15 protein-coding genes are annotated in these 14,259 nt (G+C 55.8%); 9 read left to right on the top strand and 6 right to left on the bottom strand.

What is annotated here, in order from left to right; genetic code table 11:
- Window positions 1-26: 26 nt before the first annotated feature.
- Entirely contained in the window at window positions 27-407 is a 381-nt protein-coding gene (locus KR51_RS16060; RefSeq protein ID WP_022609185.1) for a hypothetical protein, read from the bottom strand.
- A 91-nt stretch (window positions 408-498) separates the two neighbouring features.
- Window positions 499-1,356 (bottom strand): diaminopimelate epimerase, encoded by an 858-nt coding sequence (dapF, locus tag KR51_RS16055; protein WP_022609184.1) that lies wholly within the window; start codon window positions 1,354-1,356, stop codon window positions 499-501.
- Between the two features lie 166 nt (window positions 1,357-1,522).
- On the opposite strand from dapF, the gene KR51_RS16050 reads away from it, so the two are divergent.
- The 3 genes from KR51_RS16050 to KR51_RS16040 all read left to right on the top strand — a co-directional run bounded on the left by KR51_RS16050 (window position 1,523) and on the right by KR51_RS16040 (window position 3,542).
- Entirely contained in the window at window positions 1,523-1,765 is a 243-nt protein-coding gene (locus KR51_RS16050; RefSeq protein WP_022609182.1) for an Hfq-related RNA-binding protein, read from the top strand.
- Window positions 1,766-1,947: 182 nt separating this feature from the next.
- Window positions 1,948-2,796, top strand: a complete 849-nt coding sequence (locus KR51_RS16045) for a M23 family metallopeptidase (RefSeq protein ID WP_022609181.1) — start codon at window positions 1,948-1,950, stop codon at window positions 2,794-2,796.
- Window positions 2,797-2,990: 194 nt separating this feature from the next.
- Window positions 2,991-3,542 (top strand): late competence development ComFB family protein, encoded by a 552-nt coding sequence (locus tag KR51_RS16040; RefSeq protein ID WP_022609180.1) that lies wholly within the window; start codon window positions 2,991-2,993, stop codon window positions 3,540-3,542.
- A 392-nt stretch (window positions 3,543-3,934) separates the two neighbouring features.
- Here KR51_RS16040 and KR51_RS16035 read toward each other — a convergent pair whose 3' ends face one another.
- On the bottom strand, window positions 3,935-4,432 hold the full coding sequence (locus tag KR51_RS16035) for a hypothetical protein (protein WP_022609178.1): 498 nt from the start codon (window positions 4,430-4,432) through the stop codon (window positions 3,935-3,937).
- Between the two features lie 583 nt (window positions 4,433-5,015).
- Between KR51_RS16035 and psbD the strand changes: the two genes are divergently transcribed.
- Window positions 5,016-6,074 (top strand): photosystem II D2 protein (photosystem q(a) protein), encoded by a 1,059-nt coding sequence (gene psbD, locus KR51_RS16030; protein WP_022609177.1) that lies wholly within the window; start codon window positions 5,016-5,018, stop codon window positions 6,072-6,074.
- Window positions 6,075-7,069: 995 nt separating this feature from the next.
- Window positions 7,070-7,777, top strand: coding sequence for a phosphate signaling complex protein PhoU (gene phoU, locus KR51_RS16025; RefSeq protein WP_022609176.1), 708 nt, complete (start codon window positions 7,070-7,072; stop codon window positions 7,775-7,777).
- Between the two features lie 33 nt (window positions 7,778-7,810).
- Here phoU and rodA read toward each other — a convergent pair whose 3' ends face one another.
- Together rodA and KR51_RS16015 are read right to left on the bottom strand one after the other, a co-directional pair.
- Complete coding sequence (gene rodA / locus KR51_RS16020) at window positions 7,811-9,076, bottom strand: rod shape-determining protein RodA (protein WP_022609174.1); 1,266 nt, start codon at window positions 9,074-9,076, stop codon at window positions 7,811-7,813.
- A 510-nt stretch (window positions 9,077-9,586) separates the two neighbouring features.
- Entirely contained in the window at window positions 9,587-10,027 is a 441-nt protein-coding gene (locus tag KR51_RS16015) for an NUDIX domain-containing protein (protein WP_022609173.1), read from the bottom strand.
- A 280-nt stretch (window positions 10,028-10,307) separates the two neighbouring features.
- Between KR51_RS16015 and ylqF the strand changes: the two genes are divergently transcribed.
- The gene (gene ylqF / locus KR51_RS16010; RefSeq protein ID WP_022609172.1) at window positions 10,308-11,207 is read left to right on the top strand and encodes a ribosome biogenesis GTPase YlqF; all 900 of its coding nucleotides are present in this window, start codon (window positions 10,308-10,310) and stop codon (window positions 11,205-11,207) included.
- An 835-nt stretch (window positions 11,208-12,042) separates the two neighbouring features.
- Window positions 12,043-12,297 carry a hypothetical protein gene (locus tag KR51_RS19950; RefSeq protein WP_156915160.1) on the top strand — a complete coding sequence of 85 codons (255 nt, stop codon included), beginning with the start codon at window positions 12,043-12,045 and terminating at the stop codon, window positions 12,295-12,297.
- Window positions 12,298-12,300: 3 nt separating this feature from the next.
- Here KR51_RS19950 and KR51_RS16005 read toward each other — a convergent pair whose 3' ends face one another.
- The gene (locus tag KR51_RS16005; RefSeq protein ID WP_022609171.1) at window positions 12,301-13,239 is read right to left on the bottom strand and encodes a carbon-nitrogen hydrolase family protein; all 939 of its coding nucleotides are present in this window, start codon (window positions 13,237-13,239) and stop codon (window positions 12,301-12,303) included.
- Window positions 13,240-13,527: 288 nt separating this feature from the next.
- Between KR51_RS16005 and KR51_RS16000 the strand changes: the two genes are divergently transcribed.
- Complete coding sequence (locus tag KR51_RS16000) at window positions 13,528-13,854, top strand: helix-turn-helix domain-containing protein (protein WP_022609170.1); 327 nt, start codon at window positions 13,528-13,530, stop codon at window positions 13,852-13,854.
- 14 nt (window positions 13,855-13,868) lie between these two features.
- Window positions 13,869-14,219, top strand: coding sequence for a hypothetical protein (locus tag KR51_RS18940; RefSeq protein WP_022609169.1), 351 nt, complete (start codon window positions 13,869-13,871; stop codon window positions 14,217-14,219).
- Window positions 14,220-14,259: the final 40 nt, after the last annotated feature.

The following is a 14,259-nucleotide window of genomic DNA, read 5'->3' as shown; positions in this document are numbered from 1 at the left end:
AGTGATCCTATCAGGGTCTGGGAACCTTAAGCCCGCTGTCTGAAAGCAACTGCGTTCGGCATCGTCCAGCGATCGTATCGGGCACAGTCGGACGATGGGGGGACGAGCGGCAGTCCAATCGCCGTCACAGCAGGGCAGTTTGACCGGCTGGTCTCGCTAGGCAACACGCGCACGCCCCTGCTTGCGGGCGTCTCGGTCGCGCTACCGGCAAGGACGGTATCGAATTGGAATCGCGTCCGGGCTGCCAACACGCGAGATCGCCTCGGTGGGATCCGAATCGACCCCATTGCCGCCCCCACCCAACCTGTATCCCTTCCAACACCTACTTGATGCTGCCGATGGGCGATCGCCTCGAACCAGCCGCCCGCCATGACGTCTAAAGTCGTGACCCTGAACCAGTTAGCCATTGAGCCGCACCTGCACCGATCGCATTTTGCAATTTTCCGATTGCCACTGACAGCGTCGGCCAGAAGCGCAGCCTCAGCCGGTAGTATGCCATCAGCCCTCGTATTTGCCGGCAAACACTCGCTCGGCCGGACCAGTCATGAACGCATGCCCATCGCCATCTTCAGCCCAACGAATCGCCAGAGGACCCCCCGGCAGCTCCACCGTACACGTGCGCTCGCACTTACCGTTGAGAACGCCTGCGACCACGGTTGCGCAAGCCCCCGTACCGCAAGCTAGCGTTGGGCCCGCCCCGCGCTCCCACACCCGCACCTTGAGGTAGTCCGGCCGGACAATTTCCACGAACTCGACGTTCGTGCGCTGCGGAAATGCTGGATGATGCTCGATCTGCGGACCGACGTCCTCTAGCGCGATCGCGCTAGCATCCGGCACGAAGATAATGCAGTGGGGATTGCCCATGCTGACGCAGGTGACGGCGTACTCGCGATCGCCGACGCGCAACGGACAATCGATCGCCCGCGTTTCCGGCTCTGCCAGGGTCGTCGGAATTTGTCTTGGTAATAGGTAAGGGGGTCCCATATCTACCGCGACCCGACCGTTCCCAGCAAGTTGCGGTGTAATCGATCCGGCTAAGGTGTGGATGCGATAGGTCTTACCGACTGATGCGGTTTCGTCCAACCCCTCCAGCGCAGCCAGAAAACGCGCCAGACATCGAATGCCGTTCCCACACATCTCCGGCTCAGAGCCGTCTGAGTTAAAGATCCGCATGCTGTAGTCCGAACCTGCCTGTCCCGGCAGCGCGAAGATAACGCCATCTGCCCCGATGCCAAAATGGCGATCGCACCAGCGCACTGCCTCCTCAGGGCTAAGGTGCGGCGCGAGCGCGTCGCGGTTGTCGAGCAGGATGAAATCGTTCCCGAGACCGTGATACTTTGCAAACCCTGTCGCCATCCTAAAGTTTCCTCAGAACTGTTCCTAAAGGGGTCGGTGCGACCTGATGAGCTGAACATGCTCGCACTCAAACTTTCAATCGATATCCAAACCGATATCTGTATTCTTAAGCTAGATCGATTCTCCTGACTAGGTCGCCCAGAACACACTAAAAAAGAGGAATCCCATGCCCGAATTCGACACTGGCTTGCCGAGCACGCGCTTCATCCAAACGCTGATTCGCGACAAGCAATCCGTCGAAATCCAGTTGCTCGTTAACAATAAGCTCTCCGGAACCGTTGCCTGGCAAGATACCGTCTCCATATTGCTGAACGACAGTAGCGGCAAAACCGTTTTGATCTGGAAGCAGGCGATCGCCACCATCGCGGCCGGCAGCAATCTCGGCGAGCCGGAGGATTTCGAAGCCTAACGCTAAACCGCTTGCTTATTCCCGGCAGATCTCTAACCCGGCAGTTATAGCAGTTGAGGAGCTGGTTCGATCGCTTCAAGCCCAAAACGACTTCCATTTGGACGAGGACTTCAACCGGACGGTGTCCGGATACTCCCTTCCGTAGCCATATCCCAGCGCGCTCGACAATACTTAAACCCGCCATGACTTTACGTCAACTTGCCTGCGGACTCCTTGGCAGCCTTGCAGTTGTCTCGCAACCCTCCCCAATCCGTGCACTCGAAGTTCGTATTGCCCCGGAAATACCGCAGTTGGGCTCGACCGTTTCTGTCGAAATCCTTACCAATACGGATGAGCCCCCAAATGTTTACTGGCAAGATCGCTCATATCCAGCCTTTGCCGTCGGGCCAAACCGCTACCGCGCCCTCGTGCCGACGACCCCCCTCGATACTGCCGGCCGCAGCAACCTGCGCGTGACCGGTGACGGCGATGCTCGCAACCTCGCAGTATGGGTAAGCGATCGCAGCTTCCCCGTCCAACGCATCACGCTTTCCGGGGGCGGCACCGACCCCACCCAACACGAACTCGATCGCGTTGCCGCCTTCAAAAAAATCGTCAGTCCTGAAAAGTTCTGGGACGGACCGTTCCTGCGTCCGAGCGCCGGACGCGTCTCGACAATTTACGGTGTTCAGCGCTACTACAATGGTGTTTTCGCTCGAGATTACTACCATCGCGGTGTAGACTACGCTGCAGGAACGGGTTCGCCCGTCGTCGCGCCTGCTGCCGGTCGCGTTGCTCTCGTCGGCACCGTTGCCGAAGGGTTCCGGCTGCACGGTAATACCGTTGGCATCGACCACGGTCAGGGCGTTATCAGTATCTTTCTGCACCTCAATAGCATTGACGTGCGCGAGGGCGACTTCATTCAAGCCGGGCAGCGCCTCGGCACTATCGGCTCCACCGGCGCTTCCACCGGTCCTCACCTGCACTGGGGATTGTACGTACACGGTGCTGCTGTCGATCCGGTACCCTGGCGTTACGAAGGCATCGACTAAACGAGGCGTCAAGGAAATTCAAGATGCTTTGAATCGGTTGCAAGGACGATTCGCTGCAAAGTCGTCGAGCAACCGGTAACTAAATGTAAACTTGCCAAAAACGCTGGAAACTGCTATTACCGGCAAACCTTATAAATTAGGGCAAGGAACATCCGCCTACAATTCGGCGATGCCGGAACGTTCTACGGGCAATTATGAGGATTCAAGCGATCGTCCAACAGGCCTTGGGAAGCGGTTATCTCACGCCTGCTATGGAAGCAGAAATCGGGCGTATTTGCGAAGCCGTTCCCGAACTCACTCCACAAGAGTATGCCGCTCTCGACCAATTGATGGGCGCGCTGATGGTCGGTAGCGTCGTGGCTGCCCGCCGCAAACAATTTATCAATGTGATGGAAGAACTCGTGCTCGGCGAAGCTCTTGCCCGCGCCGCCGAAATCGAGGCAACGAGCGATCGCGCCCTCGACCTCGGCGACATTGCCGCTTACGCGCTCAATCGCCTACCACCGCTCTACGCCACAACTGAGGAGGGGGCGGAATACCAATACCAGCGTGCCAGAGAAGAATTATCCGAGCTAATCGCGACACGCGTGCGCGAAGCCGTCTCCCACCACCTCGACCGTCCCGAGGGGGTCAGTTCTCGACGAGCGATCGGAGTGCTGGACAGCGAGGTCGTCCGGCAAATCGGCAGTCTACTGCACGATTACGCAACCGATTACGAAGTGAAATTGGGTTCCCTCGACAGATAATTTTCGTTGCCGAACCGAGCTGGTTTGCGCTGCCTGTCCGTGGAATCGGCCGTGCATCCAACTGACAGAATTCGTTTCTGCAAGAGACAAAAATCAGACTCTGTAACCGAATGCGCTACTTCGAGGAAGCAGATACAGAAGTTCGGGAGCTGCTTCGGACACTTCAAATCTTGAACGACTAAGTAAAGGCGGGACTTCCATTCAGGAGATTGTCTTGCCTAACCTTTCCGTTGCTATAGCCGAGCGCTCGCCTAGACATTAAGTCTAAATAATAGTTTGACGGTTGGTGACGCTCGACCTTGTACCCAGAGAGTTACGCCCGAAACATGAGGACTATACGGTCTAAACCCCGTACCCAGAGAGTTACGCCCGAAACATGAGGACTATACGGTCTAAACCCCGTCCTCTACGTTAGAGGAAGGGGAGCTGCGGATAATACGCTCGAGCGAACCGCTTGCTTGAGTTGCAAGGCCGATGCTAAGGGCATGGACGCGATCGCGGATGCGCTGCAAGTGCTCGCGGCTGTCACCGGGCAAATGCGGTTGCGGCAGATCGGGGTCGGGCCAGCCCAACAAATCTGCGCAGGGGCATCCAGGCGATCGAACGCCTAAGACTTTAACCGGAAGCGGCATTTCACAGCGGACACAGTTGGGGAGCTCCCAGGCCGGCGATAGCAACTCGGAGAGCGCGTAGTCGGTGCCTTCGAGGTAACAGATCCCACTTTCGGGCGCGATTGCAAGCTGCCAGCAGCGCTCGAAATCTTGCGAGTATCCCTTGCCATTGAAGATCGGGTGGGGCAAATAGGCTTCGCGACCGTTGCTCAGCAAGAGGCGTTTGCCGAGCTGAAACCAGCAGGCCAAATACTCGCGGACTCGTTGTTCGGATGCCATGATTCTCAGCCTGTTTGCAACCGGACCTCGCTCGCTCGAGACCGAGCCGATTACCGCAGGGCGTTCGAGCTTACCCTCACACTCTAGCTACAGACATCGAACTCTAGCCACAGACCTCAAACTCTCAAAACAGCGGTCTGCTGCGTTGCTAGTATCTCCACAGCTCCTGCTTTGGCAAGGATTAGAGCCGATCGCGGGTTGAACCCTAGCTCCCTTAAGAACATTGCCCGCTCTCATTCCTTAGGTTTTCTTCAGATTCGAGCATACGAATGGCAATGCTCGCCCGCCGACTAAAAGACATGTGCCCTACCCGCAGCCACAAGTAACGCTAGAAAACGGGCTTGCTGGCTTGCTGGCTTGCGGTTTAGCGGCCCTCCGATCGCGCGATCGCCCGCGCAATCCCTCGATCTAGATCGAACTCGCAGTGGAAATACCTTGGCAGTTTGATTATTATAGTTGAGTAAAGAATCGTAAACACTCTGCAATACTCGGCTCAAATGGTGCCAATTGGTGGTATTGAAAGCCGGGCTTGGCTGTAAGTGACTGCATTCTGCTCTCATAAAGATTTGGAGATTCTGAGCCAATGACTATTGCAGTAGGGCGGCCAGTCGCGGAGCGGGGTCTGTTCGACCTCGTTGACGACTGGCTCAAGCGCGACCGCTTCGTCTTCATCGGCTGGTCCGGTCTGCTCCTGTTCCCCTGTGCCTACATGGCGCTCGGCGGCTGGTTGACCGGCACCACCTTCGTCACCTCCTGGTACACCCACGGGCTGGCGTCTTCTTATCTCGAAGGCTGCAACTTTCTCACCGTTGCCGTCTCCACCCCGGCTGACGCTTTCGGTCACTCCCTGCTCTTCTTGTGGGGTCCGGAAGCTAACTGGGACTTCACCCGCTGGTGCCAGATGGGCGGTCTGTGGCCGTTCGTCGCCCTGCACGGTGCCTTCGGTCTGATCGGCTTCATGCTGCGTCAGTTCGAGATTTCGCGTCTGGTCGGCATCCGTCCGTACAACGCGATTGCGTTCAGCGGACCGATTGCGGTGTTCGTGAGCGTGTTCCTGATGTACCCGCTGGGGCAATCGTCGTGGTTCTTCGCGCCGAGCTTCGGGGTGGCGGGAATTTTCCGTTTTATCCTGTTCTTTCAGGGCTTCCACAACTGGACGCTGAACCCGTTCCACATGATGGGCGTAGCTGGCATCCTGGGGGGCGCACTGCTGTGCGCGATTCACGGAGCGACGGTTGAGAACACGCTGTTCGAGGACGGCGAGGATTCGAATACGTTCCGAGCGTTCAACCCGACGCAAGCGGAGGAGACGTATTCGATGGTGACGGCGAACCGATTCTGGAGCCAGATCTTCGGAATCGCGTTTTCGAACAAGCGCTGGTTGCACTTTTTCATGTTGTTCGTGCCGGTAACGGGACTGTGGATGAGTGCGGTAGGCGTAGTCGGACTGGGACTGAATCTGCGGGCGTATGATTTCGTGTCGCAGGAAATCCGCGCGGCGGAGGACCCGGAATTCGAGACGTTCTACACGAAGAACATCCTTTTGAACGAAGGACTGCGGGCGTGGATGGCACCGCAAGACCAGCCACATGAGAACTTAGTATTCCCCGAGGAAGTTCTGCCTCGAGGTAATGCTCTTTAAGACAGCTTCGGTTTTATCGCCGATCTAGGTTATTTATCGACCTCACCCGCCGGTGGGGTCGATTGCTTTTATGGGCAGGGGAACAAAGTGTTTTCCTATTGTTTTCCTATATGGATCGGTCCCAACGGGCGGCGTAAATCTTGAAGTAGTTCCGGTGGGGCTGGCAGCTATCAGTGGCATTTAAGGAAGTGCCCGCTCATCTTGGAGTCGAGAGCTAGCGGCACGGGTCTCCGCAAGCGATTGCCCGCACGCCACCCCCCGCTACTTGGGGTTCGCTGAAAAGTCCACAAATCGAATTTAGGGGCAGAGAGTTTATGGAATCAGGCTTTTACTATCTAGCCCCAGCTTTTTGCCACGGAATCTCAGCCTAAGTGTAAGGGTTATAAGGCTCTGGTGCCTATCACCGTGCACTTTTCTGTCACAGAAAACGCTGAGATCCTTTCATTGAGAGAATTCCGGCCTTTTTGAGCAAACCCTACTTGGTCTATTTCGTTGGGAGTGCTGCAAGCGCAGCTGAGCCAGACAGACGGCAACTGGGAACTGCCCCAGAAAGCGTGGAACCGCGAGGAGCAACCGACATTTGTTGATGCGCCGGGCCTAGTGCCGCGGCAGCAATGGGCGGCGGAACTATTGCGCAGGTCTCCCGCTGGCAGGTAGTCGGAAAAAGTACGGAAAGAACTGTGGGAGTGCTGGTCTAACTTGTTTGCTACGCCACCTAACGGCTAAAGTCGAGCTCAGAGACTAGGTGAAAAGGGTCCGGGCAGATATCCTACTAAACCCGAACACTAACCGAGTCAGATTGCAGCAATTCCTGGCACATCCTCATCTGAAGATGCAGATACAGCGAGTAAATATGCGAATTTGACATCAGACTACTCTGAGAGATTTTTAGAGAAGCTTTAAAGTCCCTATTCTCTCCTTGCAAGGTATGTACCCGATTTCCGGAACTCGACTTTTTAAACGGCTTCTAAGATAGAGATGCATGGTTTATAGTCATGGTGTCCCAGCAAACCAACGATCTCGATGTTGGAACCGTGGATTGGTCAGCACATAGTAATGTTGGCGGCGATCGCACCTTCGAGCGCAGTCTGAAACGCCTGGAGCAAGATGTATTGCGCATGGGGGCGCTTGTAGAGCAGTCATTTCGCCTCAGCCACGAGGCGCTGTTTGCACGTAACTTGGCGGCTGCCAAGCACATCAAACCGCTGGACGAAGAAATCGATCGCTACTACCGCCAGATCGAAAGCGACTGCGCCATGTTGATGTCGTTGCAGGCAACGCTAGCAGAAGACGTGCGACTGCTGAGTGCGTTGATGCAGCTCGTGCGCGACCTCGAACGGATCGGAGACTATGCCGAGGATCTCGCCGAGCTTGCCCTCAAATTATTTCCATATCCGCCGAACCCGCACATGGCCGAGATCGAGTCCATGTCCAACCACTCGCAGGTGATGCTGGCTGTTAGCTTGATGGCGCTAGCCGATCTCGATGTCGCTACCGGCCGCCGGGTCAAGCAAATGGACGATACGGTTGACGACGCATACGATCGCATCTACGGCGCGCTCGCCCAAACCCGCGACGTTCCGGGTCCGATCGAACCGTTTCTATTACTCGGGTTGGCCATCCGCCACCTCGAACGCATGGCCGATCATGCCACCAACATCGGCCAGCGCGTTACCTATATCGTCACGGGACACCGCGGTTAGTCTTCCGCCCACCCCGTTCGACGGGCGCGTTCGCTAATCGCCGGATTGGAAAAACGAGCGGATCTGGCTGTGATTGGCAACCGACTCCACCAGCGCGATCGCGAGGAAGTTGGTCACCATTGCCGAACGCCCGTAACTCACCCACGGCAGCGGAATGCCTGTAATTGGGGCGAGTCCGACCGTCATGCCGATATTGACAAAGACTTGAAACACCAGCATCGACAGGACGCCGACTGCCAGGAGCGACCCGAAATTCTCCTTTGCATTGAGGGCAATGAAGACCAGTCGCGTGCAAATCAACCAAAAGATTACCAGTAGCCCGATACTGCCGATGAATCCCAACTCTTCCCCGATCGCGCTGAAGATGAAATCCGTGTGTTGTTCGGGGATAAAGTTCAACTGCGTTTGGGTCCCTTCGTTGAGCCCTCGTCCCCAGAGTTGGCCTGCCCCGATCGCGATCCGCGACTGAATCAGGTGGTAGCCGCCACCCAAGGGATCGCGTTCCGGTTCGAGAAACAAAATCAGGCGGTCTTTTTGATAGTCCTTAAGCACTCTCCACAATAAGATACCTAAACCGCCCGAGAGGGCATTAACCACCAGCGCGCCCAGGGCCGACATCCAGCGCAGCGGCAGTGTCAACCAGGCTGTCAACGTCATCAATGCCGTCCAAGCAAACCATCCCGGCAGATACAAGTTGAATAAAATCGCAGCCACTAACGGCGATACCATCAGCACCAACCAGCCCAGCTTGGCATTGCCCCAGTACAGCATCCCAAGGGCGATCGCGCCAAACACCAACGATGTCCCCAAGTCCGGCTGCAGAAAGACCAATCCCCAGGGGACGGCAACCACCAACAGCGTTCGAAATAGTGCCGGCAGCGTCGAAGCCGGTTTCGCGTGTAGCAATGCCGCTAAAGTGACAATTGCGCCGAGTTTGGCGAACTCCGACGGCTGGATGTTAAAGCCGCCGATCGGAATCCAACGTTGTGCACCTTTGGCGCTTACGCCGGCAACCATCACAGCGACCAGCAGGGCATTGACCAATCCGTAAGTCAACCAGTGCCAGCGAATTAAGACTTCGTATCGACAGCGCGCAACGAGCAGCACGAGCGGCAGACAGAGTCCGCCCAGAATCCAGTGCTGCAACGCGAAGTCGGAGCGATCGGCAATTTCGGTACTGCGAATGGCCAGTCCGCCCCAAGCTACCAAGGCGATCGACAGCAGCAACAACGACCAATCAACGTGCCGCCAACCACTACGAAACTTGGCAAAGCGCTGCGGAAGCGAAGATGTCACCATCGGTTGTGGCAGCTGCAGGAAAGCAGTAGGTTGACAGCCTCACTATAGGGCACCTCGATTAATTAATTCGCTCAAGACCGAAGGTCTGAACGACAACACGTTTAGTTCAGCCGCCTTACGCCAAAATCCTGCAATTTTTCCAGGTGCCCCGTACACAATTGCCATCGAATTCGTCGATCGCTGACCGCAGCAGCACCGATCGCTGGGCGAGTTTGTCTCCGGCACCTGCTTTCTAGACTTGAGAATAGATGAAACCGATCGTTAGAAGGATACTTCGATTAATTCGCTCGAGACCGAAGGTCGGCTCGAGAGCATGGGCATTTCAGCCGCTGGCACGCCACAATCTGGCAATTTTTCGAGGTGCCCAGACGTCCTTCCCTTCATCAAAATCGCGATTCTAGAGCGCCAATTGCCCTTGCTGCGTTGCCGTCGAACGTCTCGACCGCGACGCAGAGCGGCTGACTCCGAATAGATTCGCGTCTTCTTTATCTACCCAAAAGAAGATATCTATTAAGGAAAACTCAAGTGCGGGCGGATGCCGTAGTCGCGGTAGCGGCGGTAGTCGTGCAGGATACGCGCGTGGTCGAAGCACAATGGCCGTGGCAGTTCCCAGACGGGGCAAATCGCGATCGCCTTGGCGTCATCAGCAGCGCGGGGCGTGCCGGTGGCGGCTGCCAAGAAGACAACGCTGAGCGTGTGCTTGCGCGCATCGCGTTGTGGGTCGGAATACACTTGGAATTGCTCGATCAAATCCACGTCAAGGCAGATTTCCTCGCGGGATTCGCGACGGGCGGCAGTTTCCACGGCTTCCCCATAATCGACAAAACCGCCGGGCAGCGCCCAGCCGTGGGGCGGAAAGCGTCGCTCGACCAGCACGATCGGGCGATCGCGGCGATCGACAAGTTCGACGATGATATCCACAGTGGGAGCGGGGTTGCGCGGATCGGTCACGGGTGCGAACTCAAAACTATCACCGCACAGTGTACGCGAGTTTCTGGCGTACTCGAATCGGCGGGTTGCCGGTGCTTCCAGGCCAAGCGAGCTCCCAAGCGCTGCGGTTGTTCGACGGGTGCTTCGGGTCACAGCTAGGGCAAGAGACGAGTTAGCGCAGCTGCTCTCTAGCGAAGTTTTGCCAGGCTGGAGAGGCGTTGTTTGAAAACCGCACGATTATCGGCTGGGGCGCGAGGCAAGTTCGCTAGAATTGCTAGGCGCACCGCCTCCTTGTTAGTTCGTGTCCACCTATACGATTCAGTGGTATCCCGGTCATATTGCTCGTGCCGAGCGCCAGCTTAAGGAGCAGCTCAAACGAGTTGATGTCGTGCTGGAAGTTCTCGACGCGCGCGTGCCACTAGCATCGCACCATCCGGACATACCGCAATGGATCGGGAGCAAGCCGCGCGTGCTGGTGCTCAACCGTACGGACATGGTTCCGCCAGAGGTTTTGCAAAATTGGCAAACGTGGTTTGTCGCCCGAGGCGAAACGCCTTATCTAACTGACGCCCAACGCGGTCGCGGCATCAAAACCCTTGTTAAAGCCACGCAACGAGCAGGTGCGTCCGTGAATCAACGTCGGCGCGATCGCGGCATGCGCCCGCGTCCGGTGCGGGCAGTCGTTTTGGGGTTTCCCAACGTCGGCAAGTCGGCGTTGATCAACCGCTTGGTAGGACGCAAAGTGGTCGAAAGCGCGCGGCGGCCGGGCGTAACGCGGCAACTGAAATGGGTGCGCATTTCCGACGAAATCGAGCTGTTGGATGCGCCGGGCGTGATTCCACCGCGGCTTGACGATCGGGTCGCCGCGCTGAAGCTAGCAATTTGTGAGGATATCGGTGAAGCTGCTTACGACAACCAGCGCGTGTCGGCAGCGATGGTGGAGATGCTCGCGGAACTGGGCGAGGTCGAGGTTCTGCTCTCCCGCTACGGTTACGACCCTCGTGCCATGACCGGCGAGTCGTTCCTGCACCAACTCGCCCGCGATCGCTACTCTGCTGATATAGAGCGTGCGGCCCGACAGCTGCTCGACGATTTCCGCAAAGGCATTCTCGGACCGGTTCCGTTAGAACATCCGCCCGCGATCGCCTCGGTCGGTTCAACCAGAACTCCGTTGGAGCCAGCGTCCGAGCGCGATTACTAACCGAACCCCTAAGACTTCTTGGCGGCGACATTCTACGAGGAGCAGCAGGAGTAGTCACGGGCGATCGCCCGGGGGCACGATGTACCAACTGAGGCGATTAAAGGGCTGGCCGTGTTCGCAATCGATCGCGACGACCCGCCGATCGACCCCGATGCAGAGGGCGTGGCGGAGGGGACGCAGTAAGAGATCGACCGGTCTGCGAGCCTCTCTTGGGCTTCAACCCAAGTCGTTGAGGAGCGCGTTCGCTGCCACTCTGTTTCTCAAGCGCGAGCCAGTTGAGCTCGAGATCCGCGCCAGCGAACCGCGTGCAATCGCGTAGTCTTCTTTAGAGCAAACGCAGGAGGTTTAGCAGGTCAAGATCGGCTCTAAATATGTGGGCTACACGATGGGAGTTACCAAGGGGTCGCAGGAGCTAAAGATCTGGTTCTGCAAAATTGACCTCCTGACAAGGACCAGCCCCTTGGAGAGGCGTCGCAAGACTCCCCGCGATCGCTGCTACCTGACAGGAAGGAGGGCGCGATCGCGCCGATAGAGCAGGACCGTTAAGAACCGACATCGCTACGATTTTTTGGGGGATGAATCAGTCAACACTGAGATGATGCGTGCTGGGATAGCGTGGCATTTCGAGCAGTATCTCAGAAAACTGCCTCAGCCACACTCATATTGTCGAGGCGGAGTCAGAAGCGCGATCGAAACTGAGATGGTGCGTGCTGGGATAGCGTGGCATTTCGAGCAGTATCTCAGAAAACTGCCTCAGCCACACTCATATTGTCGAGGCGGAGTCAGAAGCGCGATCGAAAAACCCCGGTGTATTTGCTGCGATGAACGTGCCGCCGTGGAAGTGACGGCAAAGGTATTGCGATCGCGTGTCAAAAAACCGATCCTGAGCTGGCGCAAGCGTCACGACGGCAGCACGAGCATCGCCGTTATTACTATGGCTGGGGTTCGAAATTCAAGCTTCTCGTTATACCTTCGCCACGCAGTAAGTTTTTTCAGTCAAGCAGAAAAAAGCCCGTACCTCCATGATTTGCGCGACATAACGTTACTCTTTATGGCATGTTTGGAGCGTAGCGTAAAAGCAGCCCTTTAAACTCTAATTTTTGAAGTGCGTAGGTGATTGCCGAGATTTATTTACCTGTAAATTAAATACATCTGGCCTTGAATAATGCCCCGCCACATCCAGAGACCGCTTTGAAGTGGCTGCTATTTCAACATCTATATCTAAAACAATGTATCCTTTTTCTTTAGATAGGGGACCGGAAACAATTTTTCCACTTGGTGATACAACAAGAGAATCTCCTGGATTAATCCAGTTTTCATTGGCGGGGTAAAGTCTGTCTATATCAGGAAAGTCCTTGGGTAGATCTTTTCTTTCCAAGGCTACACCACAAGACAAAACCCAACACTTGCTCTCTCTTGCAATATGTTGCATGGTCCCGGTCCATGCCTCCCCACTATCATAGGTTGGCGCTATATATATTTCTATCCCTTGTGAATATAGAGAGTACCTTGCTAGAGGCATGTAATTTTCCCAGCATATGAGGCTGCCAATCTTTCCTACAGGAGTATCAATCACATTTAAACCATGCCCATCTCCAAACCCCCATATCATGCGTTCGGGGTTGGTTGGCATAAGTTTACGATGATGATTAACAACTCGGCCTTGAGTATCAATTGTTATCACCGAGTTATAAATTGTAGATTGGCTGTTCGCATTATCCCGTTCGTTAATCCCACAAACTACTGTGACGCATTTTTCTTTGGCTGCATCGAGCATTGGTTCGAGATCGTTTGATGATAGGTCAATTGCATTTTTAAGTAGCCGAACATGAAGCTCTTCACTGATTCCCCAGTCACCACCTGGTCTTAGTCGCCATATCCATGCGGGATATCCAGGGATGAACGCTTCTGGAAAGACTATAAGTTCCGCACCTTGTTCTGATACGGATTCAATAATCTCTGCTGCTTTCTTTATGGTATTCTTTTTGTCTAGAACATAGGGGGCTTCTTGAATGACTGCAATCTTCTTCATAATTAATCCATTGCAAAGTTAAAGTTTGCAGAATTTTTTTGTTAAAACATTTTAACCGTTCGCACCCAAGCAAGCTAGTCTCTGAAACAAATCTTCGATCGAGGCGGTCGCTGATGAGAACGGGCTGAAGCCTAGCGCTCATGGAGGCAGCGATAGAAGGTTGAGCAAAGCCCGCTCCAGCAAGATCTAGGATCGCTCTCGCGCAGAGCGCGAATTCCTTTTTATGCCAAATTGAAAAAAGTAAGAATCGGATGCTAGAACTAGGAACACCGACCTGAGGAAATTCTGATGAGTGGCGTCACCCACGTTGAAATTCGCGAGAGTACCGAGGAACTCCAGGCACTGCTGCGCGCGGAGAAGCAGCCGTCAGCGAAAGAGCGCTTGCGAGCGCTCTACCTGATTCGAGCCGAGCAGTTCACGGTCTCGGCTGCAGCGCGGGTGCTGGGCAAACATCGAGGCACGCTCCAACGCTGGCTGGCCCGTTATCACCAGGGCGGTCTGCCACAAATGCTGGCGCGCTCTGCTAGCCCCGGTCGTCCGCGTGTCATCCCCGATTGGGCGGTGCGCTGCCTCCAGAAGCAACTCCTGGACCCAGAGGGCGGGTTCGAGCGCTAAACGCAGATTCAGCAATGGCTGCGCACTTAACTGGGTGTCGAGGCCGACTACGCCACCGTCCATCACTTGGTGCGCTACCGGCTGCAAGTGAAACTGAAGGTCCCGCGACCGCGCCATCGACGGCAGAGTCAAGCGCGGCGTGGGGCTTTAAAAAAAACTTAGGGGCGGACCTGTCACTGCTCGGGGCGCACCGGTTGGGGCAGAAGCCACTCAAAGGTCGTATCCGCTACATCACGGAAGATGAGGGTCGCTTCGGACTGAAGACCACGACGGGTCGTCGCATCACGCTTTCCGGCGTGAAGCCATTAGGGGAATGGGAATCGAAGGAATACCAGCGCTGGTTGGGAGCGTACCGCATAGAGTAGTCGTTGAGTCGGCGGGGTAATTGCTGGGACAACCTGGAAG

It is taken from the genome of Rubidibacter lacunae KORDI 51-2, assembly GCF_000473895.1.
In the GTDB taxonomy this organism is placed as follows: Bacteria; Cyanobacteriota; Cyanobacteriia; order Cyanobacteriales; family Rubidibacteraceae; genus Rubidibacter; species Rubidibacter lacunae.
The sequence above is the reverse complement of the archived record's forward strand: the minus strand, read 5'-3'. Positions and strand labels throughout refer to the sequence as shown.

Excerpts from the sequence above, each read along its gene's own strand:
- KR51_RS16060 (WP_022609185.1), bottom strand. The coding sequence starts at position 407 with ATGGCTAACTGGTTCAGGGTCACGACTTTAGACGTCATGGCGGGCGGC.
- dapF (WP_022609184.1), bottom strand. The coding sequence starts at position 1,356 with ATGGCGACAGGGTTTGCAAAGTATCACGGTCTCGGGAACGATTTCATC.
- KR51_RS16050 (WP_022609182.1), top strand. The coding sequence starts at position 1,523 with ATGCCCGAATTCGACACTGGCTTGCCGAGCACGCGCTTCATCCAAACG.
- KR51_RS16045 (WP_022609181.1), top strand. The coding sequence starts at position 1,948 with ATGACTTTACGTCAACTTGCCTGCGGACTCCTTGGCAGCCTTGCAGTT.
- KR51_RS16040 (WP_022609180.1), top strand. The coding sequence starts at position 2,991 with ATGAGGATTCAAGCGATCGTCCAACAGGCCTTGGGAAGCGGTTATCTC.
- KR51_RS16035 (WP_022609178.1), bottom strand. The coding sequence starts at position 4,432 with ATGGCATCCGAACAACGAGTCCGCGAGTATTTGGCCTGCTGGTTTCAG.
- psbD (WP_022609177.1), top strand. The coding sequence starts at position 5,016 with ATGACTATTGCAGTAGGGCGGCCAGTCGCGGAGCGGGGTCTGTTCGAC.
- phoU (WP_022609176.1), top strand. The coding sequence starts at position 7,070 with ATGGTGTCCCAGCAAACCAACGATCTCGATGTTGGAACCGTGGATTGG.
- rodA (WP_022609174.1), bottom strand. The coding sequence starts at position 9,076 with ATGGTGACATCTTCGCTTCCGCAGCGCTTTGCCAAGTTTCGTAGTGGT.
- KR51_RS16005 (WP_022609171.1), bottom strand. The coding sequence starts at position 13,239 with ATGAAGAAGATTGCAGTCATTCAAGAAGCCCCCTATGTTCTAGACAAA.
- KR51_RS16000 (WP_022609170.1), top strand. The coding sequence starts at position 13,528 with ATGAGTGGCGTCACCCACGTTGAAATTCGCGAGAGTACCGAGGAACTC.
- KR51_RS18940 (WP_022609169.1), top strand. The coding sequence starts at position 13,869 with ATGGCTGCGCACTTAACTGGGTGTCGAGGCCGACTACGCCACCGTCCA.